We start from the raw sequence: 15888 nt of genomic DNA, 5'->3' as shown, positions 1-15888 counted from the left end.
CAATAAAAAATGTTTGTCAAATCATTTTTTAACATTTTCGTAAAATACAGGAGAAAGAATGAAGTAGGATTTAATACTGCTTCCCTCTTATTGTTAGAATTTCATTTTTTTTATAATATCCCTATTGACAATGATAATCATTTTCATTAATGTAGATGGTAATTGATATTCATTCTCATTTACTCATTTCATTTTTTTATGGAGGATTCAAGCATGAAAAGAAATACTCTTTTGAACACTGTCATTCTTGCTGCTTTCCTGGCAGGATGTGCTCAGAGCCAAAGCAAAGCAGATGTTGCCAAAGTAGATGATAGTTCGCCAGGCTCCGCCGCTGTTTCTCTTACAGATTTTGCAGAACGGACGGTCACTTTTGAGCATCCTCCGGAAAGGATTGTGGCATTATCCAACGGTGAAATGGATATCATTTATGAACTCGGAGGAGAGCTTGTCGGCAGGCCGAATTCCAATAGAACGATCGCCATAAACGAAGCGAAAAATGTTGAAGAAGTCGGCTCCACCCATTCCGTCGATCTTGAAAAAATTACTGCCCTGCAGCCTGATGTTGTATTGGGGAATCATCCGATGAATACGAAAGATATACCAGCCATTGAAGGAACCGGCGCGCAAGTTATATTAACTGGGGCCAATTCGGTTGATGATATTAAAAAGCAAGTAGAATTATTTGGAAAGTTGCTGAGGAAAGAAGATAAGTCCAAAGAGATCATCGATAACATCGAAAATAAAGTGGATGAAGTCCAAGCATCGCAATCGGGAGAAAGGCCAAGAGTATTATTAGTTTACGGTGCTCCAGGAACCAATATGGCCGCTTTGCCCAATTCGTTAAGCGGAAACCTGTTGGAGTTGGCAGGGGGAGAAAATATCGCCAGCGATTTTCCCGGACTAGACAGTTACCCTCAATACGCCCAATTGAATACGGAAAGAATTATAGAAGCAAATCCTGAAATCATTTTGCTCATGAGTCATGGCAATCCTGAAGAAGTAAAAGACAGCTTTTTAAATGAGATGAAAAAAAATACCGGCTGGAATGACCTGGAGGCCGTGAAAAATGACCGCTTTGTCATTTTGCCATCCGACCTGTTCGGCACAAATCCAGGAACACGGGTTACAGAGTCGCTTGAGTTCCTTCAAGAGATATTTAAAGAGTTGAAATAATGAACATGTCCTTACATAACAGACAACATAGACAAAAATATGCCTGGATAGTCACTCCCGTTCTATTTTTAGTTGCGTGTTTCTATGGATTAACGGACGGATCTGTTCAAATCAGCCTGCTGGAAATATGGCATGTGATCTCAGGAAGTGGTGAGAGCATTCACGAAAAAATCCTGATGGATGTCAGGCTTCCCCGAGTGTTAATTGGCCTTTTCGTAGGTGGATGTTTGGCCGGATCTGGCGCCCTGCTGCAGGGTGTAATGAAAAACCCGCTTGCAGATCCCGGCATTATAGGAATTTCTGCCGGCGGCGGACTGGCAGCTGTCATTACTATGATCGTCTTGCCGCAATTGATTTATTTATTGCCTTTAACAGCTTTTCTCGGAGCATTCTGTACCTCTATGGTCATCTATTTGTTGGCTTGGGACCAAGGCACATCTCCGATCAAAATTATTTTGGCCGGTGTGGCGGTGAACGCTTTACTTGGTGCGGTTACAAGCGGGATCATGCTTATCTACAGTGACCGTGTGCAGGCAGTATTGCCGTGGCTGGCCGGAGATTTAAGCGGAAAAGGCTGGTATCATTTTGACTTCATGTCTCCCTATGCAGCAGCGGGTTTGTTATTGTGCTTTTTAGCCATAAAGCCGGCCAATATGCTCCTGTTGGGTGATGACACTGCACAGTTGCTGGGGCAAAGAGTTGAACAACAAAGATTTCTCTTGATTATATTGGCTTCGTTTTTGGCAGGTATTGGAGTCAGTGTTGCCGGACTGGTGGGGTTTGTCGGGCTTGTCATCCCGCATATCGTCCGCCTCATCATAGGTGATGACTACCGCTTTTTATTGCCATTATCCATTGTATGGGGAGCCGCACTTGTCGTTCTGGCCGATACTGCCGCCCGGTCTTGGTTTGATCCAATCGAGCTTCCGGTTGGCATACTGCTGGCTTCACTGGGAGCACCGTTCTTTTTATTTTTATTAAGGAAACGGAGAATCACAACATGACGGCTATTCAAACAAAAGACATTACATTGGATATTGGACATTTCCACTTGAAGGATATTTCATGCTCCATTCCGGCCGGAAAAATCACTGCCATCGTGGGGCCGAATGGTTCCGGAAAATCAACGATTTTAAAGTTGATCACACAATTGACGAAGCAAACCTCCGGCCAGGTTTATATTCATAACAAACAAGCCAATCAGTATTCCTTGAAAAAATTATCCCAAACAATATCTATGCTGCCGCAATCCAAAGAGGGACTTCCGGATTTAACCGTCAAAGAATTGGTTGCCTATGGCAGATCGCCGTATAAAAAGCTCTTTGAACACCGATTGACAAAGGAAGACGAAAAAATCATCGACTGGGCCTTGAATTTGACAGACACAAAAAAATATGAACACCGACTCCTCCACACCCTTTCCGGCGGAGAACGGCAAAGAGCACGGATAGCGATGGCTTTAGCGCAATCAACAGACATTTTAATCTTGGATGAGCCGACCACCTTTTTAGATATCGCCCATCAGCTTGACTTGATGGAAATGTTGCAACATATTAATGAGCATTACCGAATGACTATCATCATGGTTCTGCATGACCTTCAGCAGGCAGCAGCTTACAGTCATCATTTAATTGCAGTCAAAAACGGACTGATTCAAGCCATGGGAAGTCCGGCAGCCATATTAAACTCTCAATTTCTACAAGACATCTATGACATAGACGCCAAGGTTCAATTTGATGGGGAGTTCCCAATTATCATCCCGAACACAAAAAAATTAAGGAGGAATCGAAATGGTTATAGTCACAAATACGAATAAAATTAAGAAAGGTGAAGGACAACGCCTGATCGACAGATTTAATAAGGTGGGAAAAATTGAATATATGGAAGGATTTCTAGGGTTGGAAGTTCTTTTTACCGAAAACATAAAAGAATATGATGAAGTCACCATCAGCACGAGGTGGGAATCAAAAGAAGCCTTCAAAGCATGGACAAAAAGCGAAGCTTTTCGGGAGGCTCATTCCCGTGATCCCGGAGGCAGACCCGATTATATCATTGATAATTCCATTTCCTTTTACGAAGTGAAAATCGTCAGAAACCCAATTGTTCCCGCATAAAAAGTAAAGGCTCCTTCATCTGATCCGATAAGGAGCCTTAGGCTGTCGTGAAACCATCGAAAGCTTAAATCCATCCACCCTTTGGAATTTACTCGTCTTTTTTTGGAGTTTACTAGCGACTTTTTCCATTTACTATCCACTATTTCGATTTACTCACGACTTTTGGAAAACACTAACCACTTTTTTTAATTTACTCGCCGATTCCAGGTAATTACTCGTGATTTTTTAGATTTACTCACGACTTTTGGGAATTGCCAGCGACTTTCTCTGCAAGCTGAGGCTCCGATAAGGAGCCTTTTTCTCATTCACTTTCACACCAGCTTCTGCCCGCAGTTCGAGCAGAAATTCCCTCCGCTTGTTTTCTCCCCGCAATTCGGACAGAAGTTCGGTATTTTTCCTCCCCCTGCTTTCGGTTGGCCAGCCTGATTCGGCGCCTCCTGTTGGCCTTGATTCATATTTTTCATCATTTTATCGGCCATGCTCATCCCCATCATCATTCCCGCCATATCTGCGGCAGTTCCGCCGCCTTGAACCTTCCCGGATGCGATGCCGTCCGTCATTGATACTTGCTGATAGGTTAGGAGGTCTCCAATCATGCCATGCGAAGCAGTCTTCGTAATCATGTCCTGAATTTCTTTCGGATAATTAAAGCTCATGATATGGAAGCCCGTGATCGTCATGCCGCTGTCGATAATTTGCATATCAAGATCTTCCTGAATTCCCCGAGCAATTTCAAAAGCGTTTGCCTGCAAATTAAACATGTCTTTTCCTTCTTTTGAAATCCACTTCATTAAAAGCTGGTCAAGAATGGACAAAATCCGGATTTTTACATCTTCTACAAGATAGCTATTTTTTACTCCGGCAATTTTATCAATCAGGGGAATATAATCATTGACTTTAAATTGGAAAGTACCGTTGGCCCTGACTGGCATGCCGCCCGGAAGCTGAGGTGCGGGAATATTAATCGGGTTTTTCGTCCCCCATTTTACTGTAAACTCCTTCGTGTTGACAAACAGTACTTCTACCCTCATGCCGCTGTTAAAGCCAAACTTAAACCCTTTTAAAGTCGATAAAAAAGGGATAATCTGCGATTCAATATTATAATCTCCTTCTTCTTGAAAGATCCCTTCGATTTTGCCGTTATTTAAAAAGACCGCATCCTGGCCGGGCCGGATAATGAGCCGGCTTCCTTTTTTGATTTCCCGGTTGCTCCATTTCCAAAAAATCATATCGTCCCTGAATTCTTCCCATTCAACTACGTTAGCAAATTGATTTTTAAAAAAGACCATCGATGATCATTCCTTTCAACCCTAAAATTTCCCCATACTGCCGCTGTGGGAATGTCCGCCTTTTGTGGTTCCGCCGCCACCGCCAAACCCGGCGCTCCCGCCACTGTTTTTATTGGAAGGCTTTCTTCGCTTCGTTGTTTTTGTTCGGATGTACTGGTCTTTTCTTTGTTTTACCTTTGTATTCTCTTGATCGTGGTATGTGCGCGCATTGACAGTCACTCTTCCACCTGTATTGAATGCCATTATGCCAACCGCCGCTAATGCGATCCCAAGCGAAGCGATGATTTGAAACCACCCGTTAAAAAAGAGATTCTCCGGATTCACTCCCGGCCTGAATCCCATATATTTGGACGATGTCTTGATAAAAGATTGAAAAGCTTTGTCATAATGGCCATCCGATAAGTCCGGCGTGATTTTTTTTCGGACGAGATCTGCCCGCTCATTGTCCAAATATTTTTTCCCCTTGTAAAAACCCACCACATATACATTCCGTTTTTTCATATCGAGTGTCAACATCACTGTGTTTCCATTGGGCTTATCGTAGCCTGGTGCCTGCTGATCATAAAAATCTTGTGTAAGTTTCTTCGTGTCTTTGCCTTCCTCATTATTGGTTGTCAGTATGATAAAGTCTGTATTTCTTTTCGCCCCATATTTTTTGGCCAGCGCTTCAAGCTTTTTAACTTCACTTTCACTTAAAAGTCCGGCATCATCATAAATTCTTTGTTTTTCCGAAGAATTTGCTGCTGCGGTTGTGAAAACCAAAAGGGACAACAAAAAGAATACAGCCATCATCAAAGTGCTTTTTAAAAAATTGTTCCTCACCACAGGCTACCTCCCATGAGGAGAGAGACGATTTTCAACGTGATAAATGAAGAACCAGCAATCCCTCCGAACCAGGCGGCCGCCTTTGAATAACTGATCGGCGGTTTGCCGACAATCTTGCCGGTTTGGCCGTTCATGGCAAAAGTATGTTCCGTTTTATCATAATCATAGTAAACCATCCAGACAGGGAGCAGGACATAATCACTGCGAACCTTTTTAGTATCAATATCTTTCCGACGATATGTAACAGAAGAATACCCCGAAATGGTAGAGCTGATATATGAATCTATGAATGGTTCGATCTTGGATTCCACTCGCGGGAAAAGCTCTTGATCATCGTAGTTGTATTTTTCCGCAATATACCCTGCCAAATAAGGTGTTTTAAAATCCTTTAGTTGATCATAAGGAAAAGGTTCCAGTTTATCCATGATATTGTCGTCCATTTTTTCAGATGCATCAATGGGAACCTTCTCATAGGACAAATCGATATCCCGGTACACCTCATAATATTTCGTTTCAGTGTATTCATAATCTCCCCTTGTGTACCTCTTGACTTTCGTAGCGACCGCTTCAACCTCTGCTTTGCTGTTTACGTCATAAAGCCAAAAAGGGACATACATCCCGGTGATTCCTTTGATCCTGTCGGCCGACATGAATCCTCTTGGTGTAAGAAGACCGTTTTTGCACCATTTCTTGAAAGCCCGCATCGCCTCTTCCTTACTAATTTTAAAAGGAATCACCTTTGCCGGCGCCAATACACCGGACAGACGGTCCTGCAAAACGACCCCTGCACCACAGAAGCTGCAAGTCGTTGCTGCTGTCTCCGTTTCTGTGATTAAGGCGGCTCCGCAATTTTCACAATGATACTCCTTTGCTTCATCATCTGAAAAAACAACTGTCTTTAAGTTTTCTGAAATTTGATCTATATGATCTTGCCTTCCACAGCTTTGGCAGGCCAACATCCCCGTCTCGCTGTCAAAGGCCATATCATCCCCGCAATTCGCACATTTATAATGAATGACCAACAGATACTCCCCCTTTCATCGCTCAAAACACTTGCTAAAACAGTACAAAAGCTGCAGCCCGGGCTACAGCTCACACTAAGTAAATCATTTATCTATTTGTGTTCAAGCGCCTTCTCATAAAATATTATTCTTTATTTTCAAGTTGTTTTTTTAACGCAGTCAGCTCATCTTCTACATCCGGCTTACGATCATATTTGGCAGTCAATTCTTCTATGTCATCTTTTGGCGCCATATTCAGCTCGGCCATGGCATTTGCTTCATCCAGGGCCCGTTCCACTTTCTCTTCCATTCTAGTAAATGCCGACATGGAGGCGTTCGCTCCTGTTACAGATGATCCAATTTTATTCATCCGTTCCTGAGTCTTCGCAACGGCGGCCTTGCTTTTAATCATCGCCCTCCGGGCTTCCAGCTCGCCGATATCAGCCACAAGCTTGTCATGCATTTCCCGCATGCGAATGGCGTTGGAGGCGGCCAGGCTATATGCCTGCTGTAACTCTTTTTCCTTTTCCGTTAAAGTTGCTTTTTTCTCCAAGAACTTCCGCGCGTCATCTTCATTTCCCGCTTCCAATGCTTTAACCGCATAATGCTGCATTTTTTCAATTTCAGCAGAACACTCATTTAATTCTCTTTTTGACCTTTGCTCCTCCGCCATGACAGAAGCAGTTTCAGCTTTTACCTTTCCCAAGTCACTATTTACATTTCTCATATACTGATCAATCATTTTCTCAGGATTCTCCGCTTTGTCCAATAAGGCGTTAATATTGCTGGCCATAATATCCTTAAACCTTGCTAAAATCCCCATTTAAACACTCCTAAAAATGTAATTCTTACACATATATACTGAATAAGGTGAAAAAAAGATTCGCTTTTTCATGTAGCATTTTCTCCCATCATGCAAGACGGTGCTTCCATGAAAGGAGCACCGCCTTTATGATTTTTGATAAACAATATCTCCACCGATGATGGTCATTTCAACTTCGGAGCTTAACAATTCATCCGCATGATCAATCGCCAGCAGATCTTTTGAAAAGATGGTCATATCCGCCAGCTTCCCTCTTGAAATGGTTCCTTTTATGTCTTCTTCATTTGTCGCGTATGCTCCGCCAATTGTAAATAACTTCAAGGCCTCTTTCACTGATAGTTTTTCTTTTTTCCCCCAGCCGTCGTGGGATTCTGCAGGATTTCTCCGTGTAAGAGCCGCATGAATACCCAAAAGCGGATCGAGAGGTTCGATGGGTGCATCTGATCCGCCTGCACACAACACCCCAGCAGAAAGAAGGGATTTCCATGCATATGCATACTGAATCCTTTCCTCACCAAGCCTGTCTTGTAGCCAAGGAAAGTCCCCAACTACAAACCTTGGTTGAATATCTGCCGCGAGGCTTGGCTTTGTCAGACGTTGTATTAAATCCTCCCTTAGCAACGATACATGAATAATGCGGTCGCGATGCTTTACGCTTGGAAATTGCTCGAGTACCTGCAGTACACTGTCCACCGCCTGATCCCCGATTGTATGAACAGCGATCGGCATGGAAAATTCCCTGGCATCTTTTACCATTTGGAACAGTGTTTCCTGATCATGCATCGCTTCACCATACTCACCAGGTGCATCCTGATAGGGCTCGGAGAGCAACGCTGTCCTTCTTCCAAATGCACCATCTGCAAAGATTTTTATTGCGCCGATTTGCAATGACTCATTCCCGTATCCCGCATACATTCCCCTTTCCTTTAACCGGTTGAGGTAAGGATAATCGATCAACAGATTACAGCGCAGGCCTTTTTTCTCTCGATTGATCAATTCATCGTACAATGTATATGTTTGATCCAAACCGCCCAAATATCTGGGGTCATTCGTATGGACACTGGTCAGCCCCCGCTCCATTGCGTATTTCATCGCCTGTTCCAGCCCGTGCTTCAATTCATCGTATGTTCTCTCCGGCATGTGGTCCGTAACTAGTTTGGAAGCCGTTTCAAGCAGCAGTCCCGTAGGCTTCTTCGTATCGGGATCAAGAACAACGATTCCACCCGCCGGAACTTCCACTGAAGAATGATAGTTGGCCATTTCGAGTGCTTTACTGTTCACAAGGAAGGCGTGGTGGCAAATTCTTTTGATAAAAACCGGACAATGCGGCGCCGCTTCATCCAGCTCCTGAATCGACGGAATTCCGCCATCATCAAAAAGATTTTCATCAAACCCCATTCCTGACAGCCACTTTTCGGGTGGAGTCACATTTGCCCTTTCCCTGACTTTTTCCAGCATCTCCCTTTTCGATCTGACTCCTGTCAAGTTCAAATCCAAAAACTGAAAAGCAATTCCCGACAGATGCAGATGGCTGTCAATCAGGCCCGGCGTCACCATCTTCCCTTGCAAATCAATGATTTTCACATCATTTCTTCCCCACTGCAATATCATGTCCTTATGTATGCCAAGGTCAACGATTCTTCCATTTTCAACGACGACCGATTCGACTACCGGGTGATGTTGATCAAAAGTATATATTTTTCCCTTTGTAAAAATGATTTTCGACATGTCCATTCCTCCAAATAACCCATGTGCAGGGGGAATCATTCATATTTCCTTTCATTCTATCAAAGTCCATTTCAATAAGTAACCCGATGGACGCAGTTGGAAACAAATGTATGAAGTAGATGGATGCCGCCATAAAATTGAATCGCGTTTTGACAAGGCCCAAACGATCTTTTCATGGTTACCAGCTTGTAACAATAACCCCGCCCATATTATCACCCGATATCTCATACATATTGCCGACACGCACCTCGATGGAGGGGTGATCTGTTAACTCATAATACGATACTTCATACTCCTCCCCATCCACGCGTACTAATAGATGCTGTTTCTGTTTAACATACTCCAGGTATTGTTCCAAGACAAAGCCTTCCTGATGGATGACAGCGCTGTGCGGCAAACCGACATATCGGAAAATGCCACGGTTCATATTGTATTCCAGTAATAGCCGACTTGTCCTTGGGATAACGCAGGATAAATCCATATTTCCATGCGTTTTTTTCCAGCCACTTTCCCTCTGGCGCTTTTTCCATTTTCATTTCAGAAGAACCGATATCCAATGCGAATCCCGCGTTATGTTCGCTGTACCCCTCCGGCATGGCGTAATCTGCTCCCATTTCTAAGTAGAGCCGATTTTGTTCTTCAAAGGTACGAAATCCACTATTTACCATAAATTGATCAATGCCTTCTTTCTCAGCGTCTTTGACCATTTTCGAAAATTCATTCGCTACATGTTCTGAAAGCCTGATATCTGATCGCAACAATCCGTATCCTTTGGACACAAAGGTATTTTCCGATAAGTGAATAATGTCCTTCATCATTCCGGATTTTCGGACAGGATGGTCGTGATTGATTAATAACAGATGGCCCGTATAAATATGATCTTTATTAATGGTTATGGTGGATTTCCCGGCTGTGTTGCTCGGTTTCCGGACGTCGCTTTCCGGTCCAAAAACAATGAATGCAACAGTAAGCCCTAGTAAAAGTAAAATAAAAATACTCGAGCCTGCCTTTTTCATATAAATCTCCCTCCTATAAGGTCAATCGTAGGAAAGGACACTTAAGAAAACAGGAAGAAATGATTAAGTTTTTCTTAAGTTTTCATGGGAAGGCGCACCGCAAAGATCGTTTGAACGGGATCACTCTTGGCGGTTATGGCCCCATCATGTTGTTCCACAATATTTTTGGCAATAAACAAGCCAAGCCCTGTGCTGCCCTGATCGACAGATCTGGACTTGTCTCCTGTAAAAAAGACGTCAAAAATATGGGCCAAGCTTTCGGGAGCAATATAATTTCCATAATTAACGACTTCTACAACAGCATCACCTTCATCAACATACGCCTTTATATCAATGTATTTGCCGTCCGCACCGTAGCGCACCGCATTCGAAAGCAGATTTTCAAATACTCTGGCCAGCATTTCTCCATCTGCGGATATTTGTAAATCAGGCGCAACATCCATTCTCGCTGTCAATCGATTTTTTTCAAGTTCCGGGTAAAATTCTTCCTTTAATTGCATGAGCAATTCTCCGAGATCTAACGGTTCCTTTTTCATTTTTAACATTCCATAATTTAACCGAGACACTTCAAATAGCTCATCAATCAGCTTTTCCAGCCGGACAGATTTCGTATGGGCGATTGTCAAATAGTGCTGAATTTGATCCTTGGTTAGATCGCTCTCTCTTAAAACCAAGTCCAAATATCCCAATACGGATGTCAACGGTGTACGTAAATCATGAGCTAGATTGACAATTAACTGATCTTTGCTGCTTTCAGCAAAATCCCCACGTTCCAATGAGTCTTTTAACTTTTCTCCCGCTTTGTTAATATCTTCTGCAATGTCGCCAAATTCGTCCCTTGTCCTTATACGGACGCGGGTATTAAAATCTCCATTTGCCAGTTGATGAATCCCTGTAGAAATCTCTTTAAAATAAGAACTGTAAGATTTAGTGAAAAAAAAGAAAAACACGATGGCAAGCGGAATAAAAATGATCAGGAAAAAATTGATATCCCCTATTTCGGCTATTTTCAACCGAACTTGCGCAAGGGGATCCTCTGCTTTCACCTCTTTTTGATAATAAAACTGAAGAATTTTATAAAGTCCGTATGTGATGCCTCCGGCGGTAGCCATACTCATGCAGAGACGGATGATCATCTGGGTTCGAAAACTCCGCAGCATGTTACCCATTGAATTTATACCCTATTCCCCAAACGGTTTTGATGAACTTGTTTTTATTCCCATCTTCTTTCAATTTTTTTCTTAAACCGCGAATATGTACCATGACCGTGTTGCTACCTCCATAATAGGCTTCGCCCCATACATTCTGAAAAATATTTTCCGTACTAAATACCTTATTGGGATAGCTTGCCAACAAATAAAGAATGTCGAATTCCTTAGGCGTTAATTCGATGGACTCACCATACAGTTTAACAGTTCGCTCATCAGCGTTCAGAACCAATCCTCCGGAAATGATTTCATTTTTTCCCATGGAATAATCTATCAGCTTTGAACGCCGAAGCTGGGCCTGCACGCGGGCCACCAACTCCATCGGATTAAATGGCTTGACCATGTAATCATCCGCCCCCATGACAAGTCCGGTTATTTTATCTAAATCAGATGCCTTGGCGCTTAAAAAAATCACCGGAAGATAGTATTGTTCCCTTATTTTCTGAACAACCTCATAACCATCCATTTCCGGCATCATGATGTCCAATATGGCCAAGTCGATATGTTGGGAATGAATGGCATGAAGTGCTTCTTTGCCATTGTACACTTTTACAGAATGTAAGCCTTCCTTTTCCAAGTGCAGAGATATTAAATCAGCAATATCTTGGTCATCGTCGGCTACTAAAATAGTTGTCATTTTTTCGTCACCATCCGAATGTGAGTTCGTGTTTTCTGTTTAGGGAGTTCCTTATCTTATATTAGCACATGTACAAAATGCTTCAGTACTGAGATTTTGTGCAAAAAGGGTTGAATTTATTGGGGTGGTCGTTCAAGAAAGACAATTGACGAAAAGTGCTGGAAGCAACAATAAAAGCGAAGTTTTTTCACTCCGCTTTTGTTCCATCTTTTGTAAAAATATGATTTTCAGAACGATCCCCTTTCCATCAAAAATGCTTACTGGCATCTAAATATTCGGCAGCCTAATATATCCTTATACATCATGGATAAACATTGGTGTTGATGGAGTATGTGAAAATATGAGGGATCTATATTTTTCGAAAGTGAGAAATCCAAGGCATGACACATATTTTGTGCATCTGGGTGGAGCTTAAAATTCTCTGAAAGAACTTGTTTGAAACCGGCTTTTTGAAAATGTGCACGCCATCCTGCCTCATTAAGCAGTTGCTTCACCCCATAACAGTGAAGAATCTGGGCTAACTCAGCTTCGGTAACCGAATTTTCCAGTGTCATTTCAATGGCCAACAATATGCCATTAGGCTTTAACACCCGTTTGAATTCTGGTATGGACTGTGACACATCTGTAAATGCAGTAACCGATTCAGACAAAATCATGTCAAATGATCCATCTTCAAAAGGCAGGTTTTCGGCAATTCCGTAACACGTAACGACTGGAAGTTGCAGCGAGCGAAATCTCTTTTTTGCCTTTTCGATCATGACTGTATGACAATCAAAGGCCGTTACGTGACAGCCGTACTTTTTTGAAATATATGCGGCAGTTTGCCCTGTTCCACACCCCACATCAAGGATTTTCGTAGTTCCAACGATTTTTTCCCTGGATAAGATACTTTTTGTCAATTGCATGCCGCCTGGATGGGCACCCCCTACTCCGAAAAAAGCCAGACAATTAAGATAGGCGCTTTCCACATTCATTCCCGCCCTTTTGTTCAAGTTCTTTATATCATATTCAGAAGGGCGGCTAATGCCTCAACCGTTCGATTCAAGGACAAGACCCAAGCTTCCTAAAACAATTTGCTGGCCGTACCTATCCTTTCCTATTTAAAGTCTTCCATGGAAAATGTATAATGAGGGCTTTTTACGACGCCTGGACCTTTACTGCACGGTAATATTTCCTGAAGCAGTCTCAATATCAACCTGATACAAACCAGCACCCGCTGTGCCCTCGATTCTTTTTTTATCTTCACTGTTCACTGAAAGCGGAACGGAAATTATTTGCCGGCCACTAGCCGTCTTCGTTGTTAATTGTATATCAGGCTCCTCCTTTTCATGTAATAAAAGCTTTATATTACCGCTTGCCGCTTTGGCATAAACATCACTGTGAAAATCGGTAAATTCAAGGGAGATGTTTCCGCTCTTTGTGGCCGCTTCTATATGTTCCGTTTCTAATCCTTCTGATGTGATATTGCCCGAACCCCCGTTAATGATGATTTTTCCTTTATAATCCTTTGGAATATTTACATGAAGATTTTTATTGAATTTTGGGCCAATATGGAATGTGCTTTTCTTTATCTTTATGGATAATTCTTTTTTTCCTTGCTTCTTATCGATGATCAATTTTGGATGAGATGCCTCCAACTGAGATTGATTCGCACTTTTAATATGAACGTTCGTACTGCCATGATCAATATAGATTGCTTCGATTTTATTAAGATCGGCCGTTTCCTTTTTATTTCCGCCACCAGTCGCGCAGCCAGCCAAAAGCAAAACCGATAAAACCAAACAGATACACATCTTCTTTTTCAATTTGCTCGCCTCCCTATTACACACCAAAAAACTACGAATTCAATAATAAAATCAAGCCGGCGATCGTCATCATCCATGAAAGCGCGGACCCCGAGTTTTTTTCGATAGATAATCTGATTCTTTCCAATGGTCCTTGCAGCCACCCTTTAAACAGGCAATGTGCCGCCAGCAACAGAATCCCTGGAAGAACCATGATCACATTATAGCCCGCCAGCATGGGGAGCCACTCCACCGGATGTAAATGTGCAGCCGTCATAATGCCTATAGCCGCAAAATAAGGCAACGCCGTCCCGACTTCCACCACTCCCGTTGTGAATCCGAGCGCCACCATCGCCAGCATGCTTGCACTCTTCGGCTTCCGCACTTTAGGAGCAGTTTTTTTTGTTGGCACAAAGAAACTGCCAATCAATAGAGCCAGTCCAATGATGAACATACCTCTGCTTACTATCATGTTGTCGGTTATATTGGAAATAGCCCTGGTTATAGTATCTAATCCCAACATGAGAATGAGCCCGGCCACAAAGTAGAAACACGCAACAGTACCCAAATAGACCATCAGCCTGCCCGTAACTTTGCTTCTCTCCGAAAGGAGCATATAGACGGTAACCCCCAAAATCGTCGGGCTTAGTGTATCCAACAGCGCCAATGCCCCTACTGAAAGCAATAAGGCCGTACTCATCACAAATCTCCTTTTTTACTCAAATAAATATCGGAAGCCGCTTCAAAAAAATCAAGCACTTCCGGTTCAATCGGATAAAATCCGGCCTTTTCCGATGCTTCCGGAGACTTCCGGACTTGCCAGACCTTTTCCAGAAATTCGTCGTTATTCCCAAAAGCTTCTTCCGACTTTTCAAATACGCGTCTGATGATTTTTTGGATTTGTGGTGCTTCCGGCCCCTTGTCCATATGTTTCTTCACTTGCGCTAGCAAGGAAATCCACTCCAATGTATCAGGATCGGTTCGATTGATGTTGGGAAGCCGCTGTAATAGCTCCATTTCTGATTCATTAAATACCTGTTTCCTGTATATGTCTCTGCTGTTAGGATCCTTTGTATATAGCTTAATTAAGTGCTGAACTTTCAACAGATCCACTTCACCATCTATCGCTATTTCGTTTAATAACCCTTGCAAGGTCATTTCCATTTGTTCCAATTTCTGCTTTTCATTGGAAACAAAAGTCAACTGATCTTGCAAACACTCAGTCCAATTCCGTTCATTCGAAAGCATCTCTTTAATCTCGCCAAGACTGAAGCCCAGCGACTTTAAAAATTGAATTTCTTGCAGTTTTATCAGTTCTCTTTCTCCATATAACCTATGTCCTCCTTCCGTCTTGCCCGCCGGAAGAAGCAATCCGATTTGATCATAATAACGCAGCGTCCTCACTGTCACCCCGGTCCGCTTTTTTACTTCTTTAATGGATAGCAATGAAAACTTCACCTCACATAGAGTGTTTAACATCAGTATACAAGATGACGTAACGTCATTTTCAACTATCATTTAAGCCAATTTTTAAAAAAACTGTGCGATATTTATGGAGGCCATCAACTCATCTGTTTAAGAGACATTTGAAAAGATCATCACCCATATTCGACAAAACCATGCAAGCTTTGTTTTAATCTTGTGCGAGATATTTAAATAAATAATGCCGTTCTTTTATTTTGGTGATCAAGGATGGGATACCAAAGAGTGACGGGGCGTAGTTATGCGCAGTCCGGACAGCATATTCCCTATTACCCTTGCCTCTCCGATCAGGAGACCTCCGCTTCGGATATTACGTTTATCTTTTTTACTGTATCCCTCACGAAAATACGAGCATGCGGCGGCTTCCAGTTATTAGTGGCCTCGCATCATGTGTGACCGCAGTCGGATTAACAATGCGCTCGCCATCTGCTTTAAGGACCATTATAGATAGCTCGCCAAACTCACAAATGAGGGCAAATGTATATCTCTTCATATAGCAAATGGCGCAAAAACTTTTGATGTTTTTAAAGAATAAGACATTAATAAACAAAATGAGGATGAAAAAGCGAGTGAAGTGTTCAAAACTGCTACAGTTGTAGCAATACATTTGGGGACAGGCAATCATCAAACTTACCGGAAAAAGCGTCGCTTAAATATGTTTTGAGCACGGGGAGGTAAATACGGGAAGTGAATACGCAAGAAAAAAAACGAAAGGACAGGGACGCGTGCGCATGCCACATGCAGAAGGAGAAAGCACCCATGCAGTCTTTAAAGACAGCACGGGATACTGATACGATCCGGACTTGGG

At 42.6% G+C, this 15888-nt stretch carries 17 protein-coding genes; 4 read left to right on the top strand and 13 right to left on the bottom strand.

What is annotated here, in order from left to right; genetic code table 11:
- Positions 1–213 precede the first annotated feature (213 nt).
- The 4 genes from MHB50_RS01285 to isdG are packed head-to-tail and all read left to right on the top strand — an operon-like array spanning position 214 to position 3287.
- A complete protein-coding gene (locus MHB50_RS01285) occupies positions 214–1173 on the top strand; it encodes an ABC transporter substrate-binding protein (RefSeq protein WP_340084728.1) in 960 nt (319 codons plus the stop codon).
- Between the two features lie 5 nt (positions 1174–1178).
- Positions 1179–2177 (top strand): iron ABC transporter permease, encoded by a 999-nt coding sequence (locus MHB50_RS01280; protein WP_340085271.1) that lies wholly within the window; start codon positions 1179–1181, stop codon positions 2175–2177.
- Positions 2174–2989, top strand: a complete 816-nt coding sequence (locus MHB50_RS01275; protein ID WP_340084727.1) for an ABC transporter ATP-binding protein — start codon at positions 2174–2176, stop codon at positions 2987–2989. Before MHB50_RS01280 ends, MHB50_RS01275 begins: the two co-directional genes overlap by 4 nt.
- A complete protein-coding gene (isdG, locus tag MHB50_RS01270; protein ID WP_340084726.1) occupies positions 2964–3287 on the top strand; it encodes a heme oxygenase in 324 nt (107 codons plus the stop codon). The genes MHB50_RS01275 and isdG overlap by 26 nt, the downstream gene beginning before the upstream one ends.
- A 311-nt stretch (positions 3288–3598) precedes the next feature.
- On the opposite strand, the gene MHB50_RS01265 is transcribed toward isdG, so the two are convergent.
- From MHB50_RS01265 to MHB50_RS01205, 13 genes are all read right to left on the bottom strand, one after another.
- Complete coding sequence (locus tag MHB50_RS01265) at positions 3599–4576, bottom strand: SPFH domain-containing protein (protein ID WP_340084725.1); 978 nt, start codon at positions 4574–4576, stop codon at positions 3599–3601.
- A gap of 21 nt (positions 4577–4597) precedes the next feature.
- Positions 4598–5398: a TPM domain-containing protein gene (locus MHB50_RS01260; RefSeq protein WP_340084724.1), complete on the bottom strand. Its 801-nt coding sequence runs from the start codon at positions 5396–5398 to the stop codon at positions 4598–4600.
- A complete protein-coding gene (locus tag MHB50_RS01255) occupies positions 5395–6423 on the bottom strand; it encodes a TFIIB-type zinc ribbon-containing protein (RefSeq protein WP_340084723.1) in 1029 nt (342 codons plus the stop codon). Before MHB50_RS01255 ends, MHB50_RS01260 begins: the two co-directional genes overlap by 4 nt.
- A gap of 124 nt (positions 6424–6547) precedes the next feature.
- Positions 6548–7225 carry a PspA/IM30 family protein gene (locus tag MHB50_RS01250; protein WP_340084722.1) on the bottom strand — a complete coding sequence of 226 codons (678 nt, stop codon included), beginning with the start codon at positions 7223–7225 and terminating at the stop codon, positions 6548–6550.
- Positions 7226–7351: 126 nt separating this feature from the next.
- Entirely contained in the window at positions 7352–8953 is a 1602-nt protein-coding gene (locus MHB50_RS01245) for an amidohydrolase (protein ID WP_340084721.1), read from the bottom strand.
- A 178-nt stretch (positions 8954–9131) separates the two neighbouring features.
- Positions 9132–9311, bottom strand: coding sequence for a hypothetical protein (locus MHB50_RS01240; RefSeq protein WP_340084720.1), 180 nt, complete (start codon positions 9309–9311; stop codon positions 9132–9134).
- Positions 9286–9969: a M15 family metallopeptidase gene (locus tag MHB50_RS01235; RefSeq protein WP_340084719.1), complete on the bottom strand. Its 684-nt coding sequence runs from the start codon at positions 9967–9969 to the stop codon at positions 9286–9288. Before MHB50_RS01235 ends, MHB50_RS01240 begins: the two co-directional genes overlap by 26 nt.
- A gap of 74 nt (positions 9970–10043) precedes the next feature.
- A complete protein-coding gene (locus MHB50_RS01230) occupies positions 10044–11138 on the bottom strand; it encodes a HAMP domain-containing sensor histidine kinase (RefSeq protein ID WP_340084718.1) in 1095 nt (364 codons plus the stop codon).
- Entirely contained in the window at positions 11131–11814 is a 684-nt protein-coding gene (locus MHB50_RS01225; protein ID WP_340084717.1) for a response regulator transcription factor, read from the bottom strand. The genes MHB50_RS01230 and MHB50_RS01225 overlap by 8 nt, the downstream gene beginning before the upstream one ends.
- Before the next feature lie 257 nt (positions 11815–12071).
- The gene (locus MHB50_RS01220; protein WP_340084716.1) at positions 12072–12788 is read right to left on the bottom strand and encodes a class I SAM-dependent methyltransferase; all 717 of its coding nucleotides are present in this window, start codon (positions 12786–12788) and stop codon (positions 12072–12074) included.
- 180 nt (positions 12789–12968) lie between these two features.
- Positions 12969–13619 carry a DUF4097 family beta strand repeat-containing protein gene (locus MHB50_RS01215; RefSeq protein WP_340084715.1) on the bottom strand — a complete coding sequence of 217 codons (651 nt, stop codon included), beginning with the start codon at positions 13617–13619 and terminating at the stop codon, positions 12969–12971.
- Positions 13620–13650: 31 nt separating this feature from the next.
- A complete protein-coding gene (locus MHB50_RS01210; RefSeq protein ID WP_340084714.1) occupies positions 13651–14298 on the bottom strand; it encodes a GAP family protein in 648 nt (215 codons plus the stop codon).
- Positions 14298–15044 carry a MerR family transcriptional regulator gene (locus MHB50_RS01205; protein ID WP_340084713.1) on the bottom strand — a complete coding sequence of 249 codons (747 nt, stop codon included), beginning with the start codon at positions 15042–15044 and terminating at the stop codon, positions 14298–14300. Before MHB50_RS01205 ends, MHB50_RS01210 begins: the two co-directional genes overlap by 1 nt.
- Between the last annotated feature and the right edge of the window lie 844 nt (positions 15045–15888).

It is taken from the genome of Siminovitchia sp. FSL H7-0308, from assembly GCF_037980985.1.
In the GTDB taxonomy this organism is placed as follows: domain Bacteria; phylum Bacillota; class Bacilli; order Bacillales; family Bacillaceae_C; genus Siminovitchia; species Siminovitchia thermophila.
Note: the sequence above shows the minus strand (reverse complement) of the source record. Positions and strands in the feature narration are given on the sequence as shown.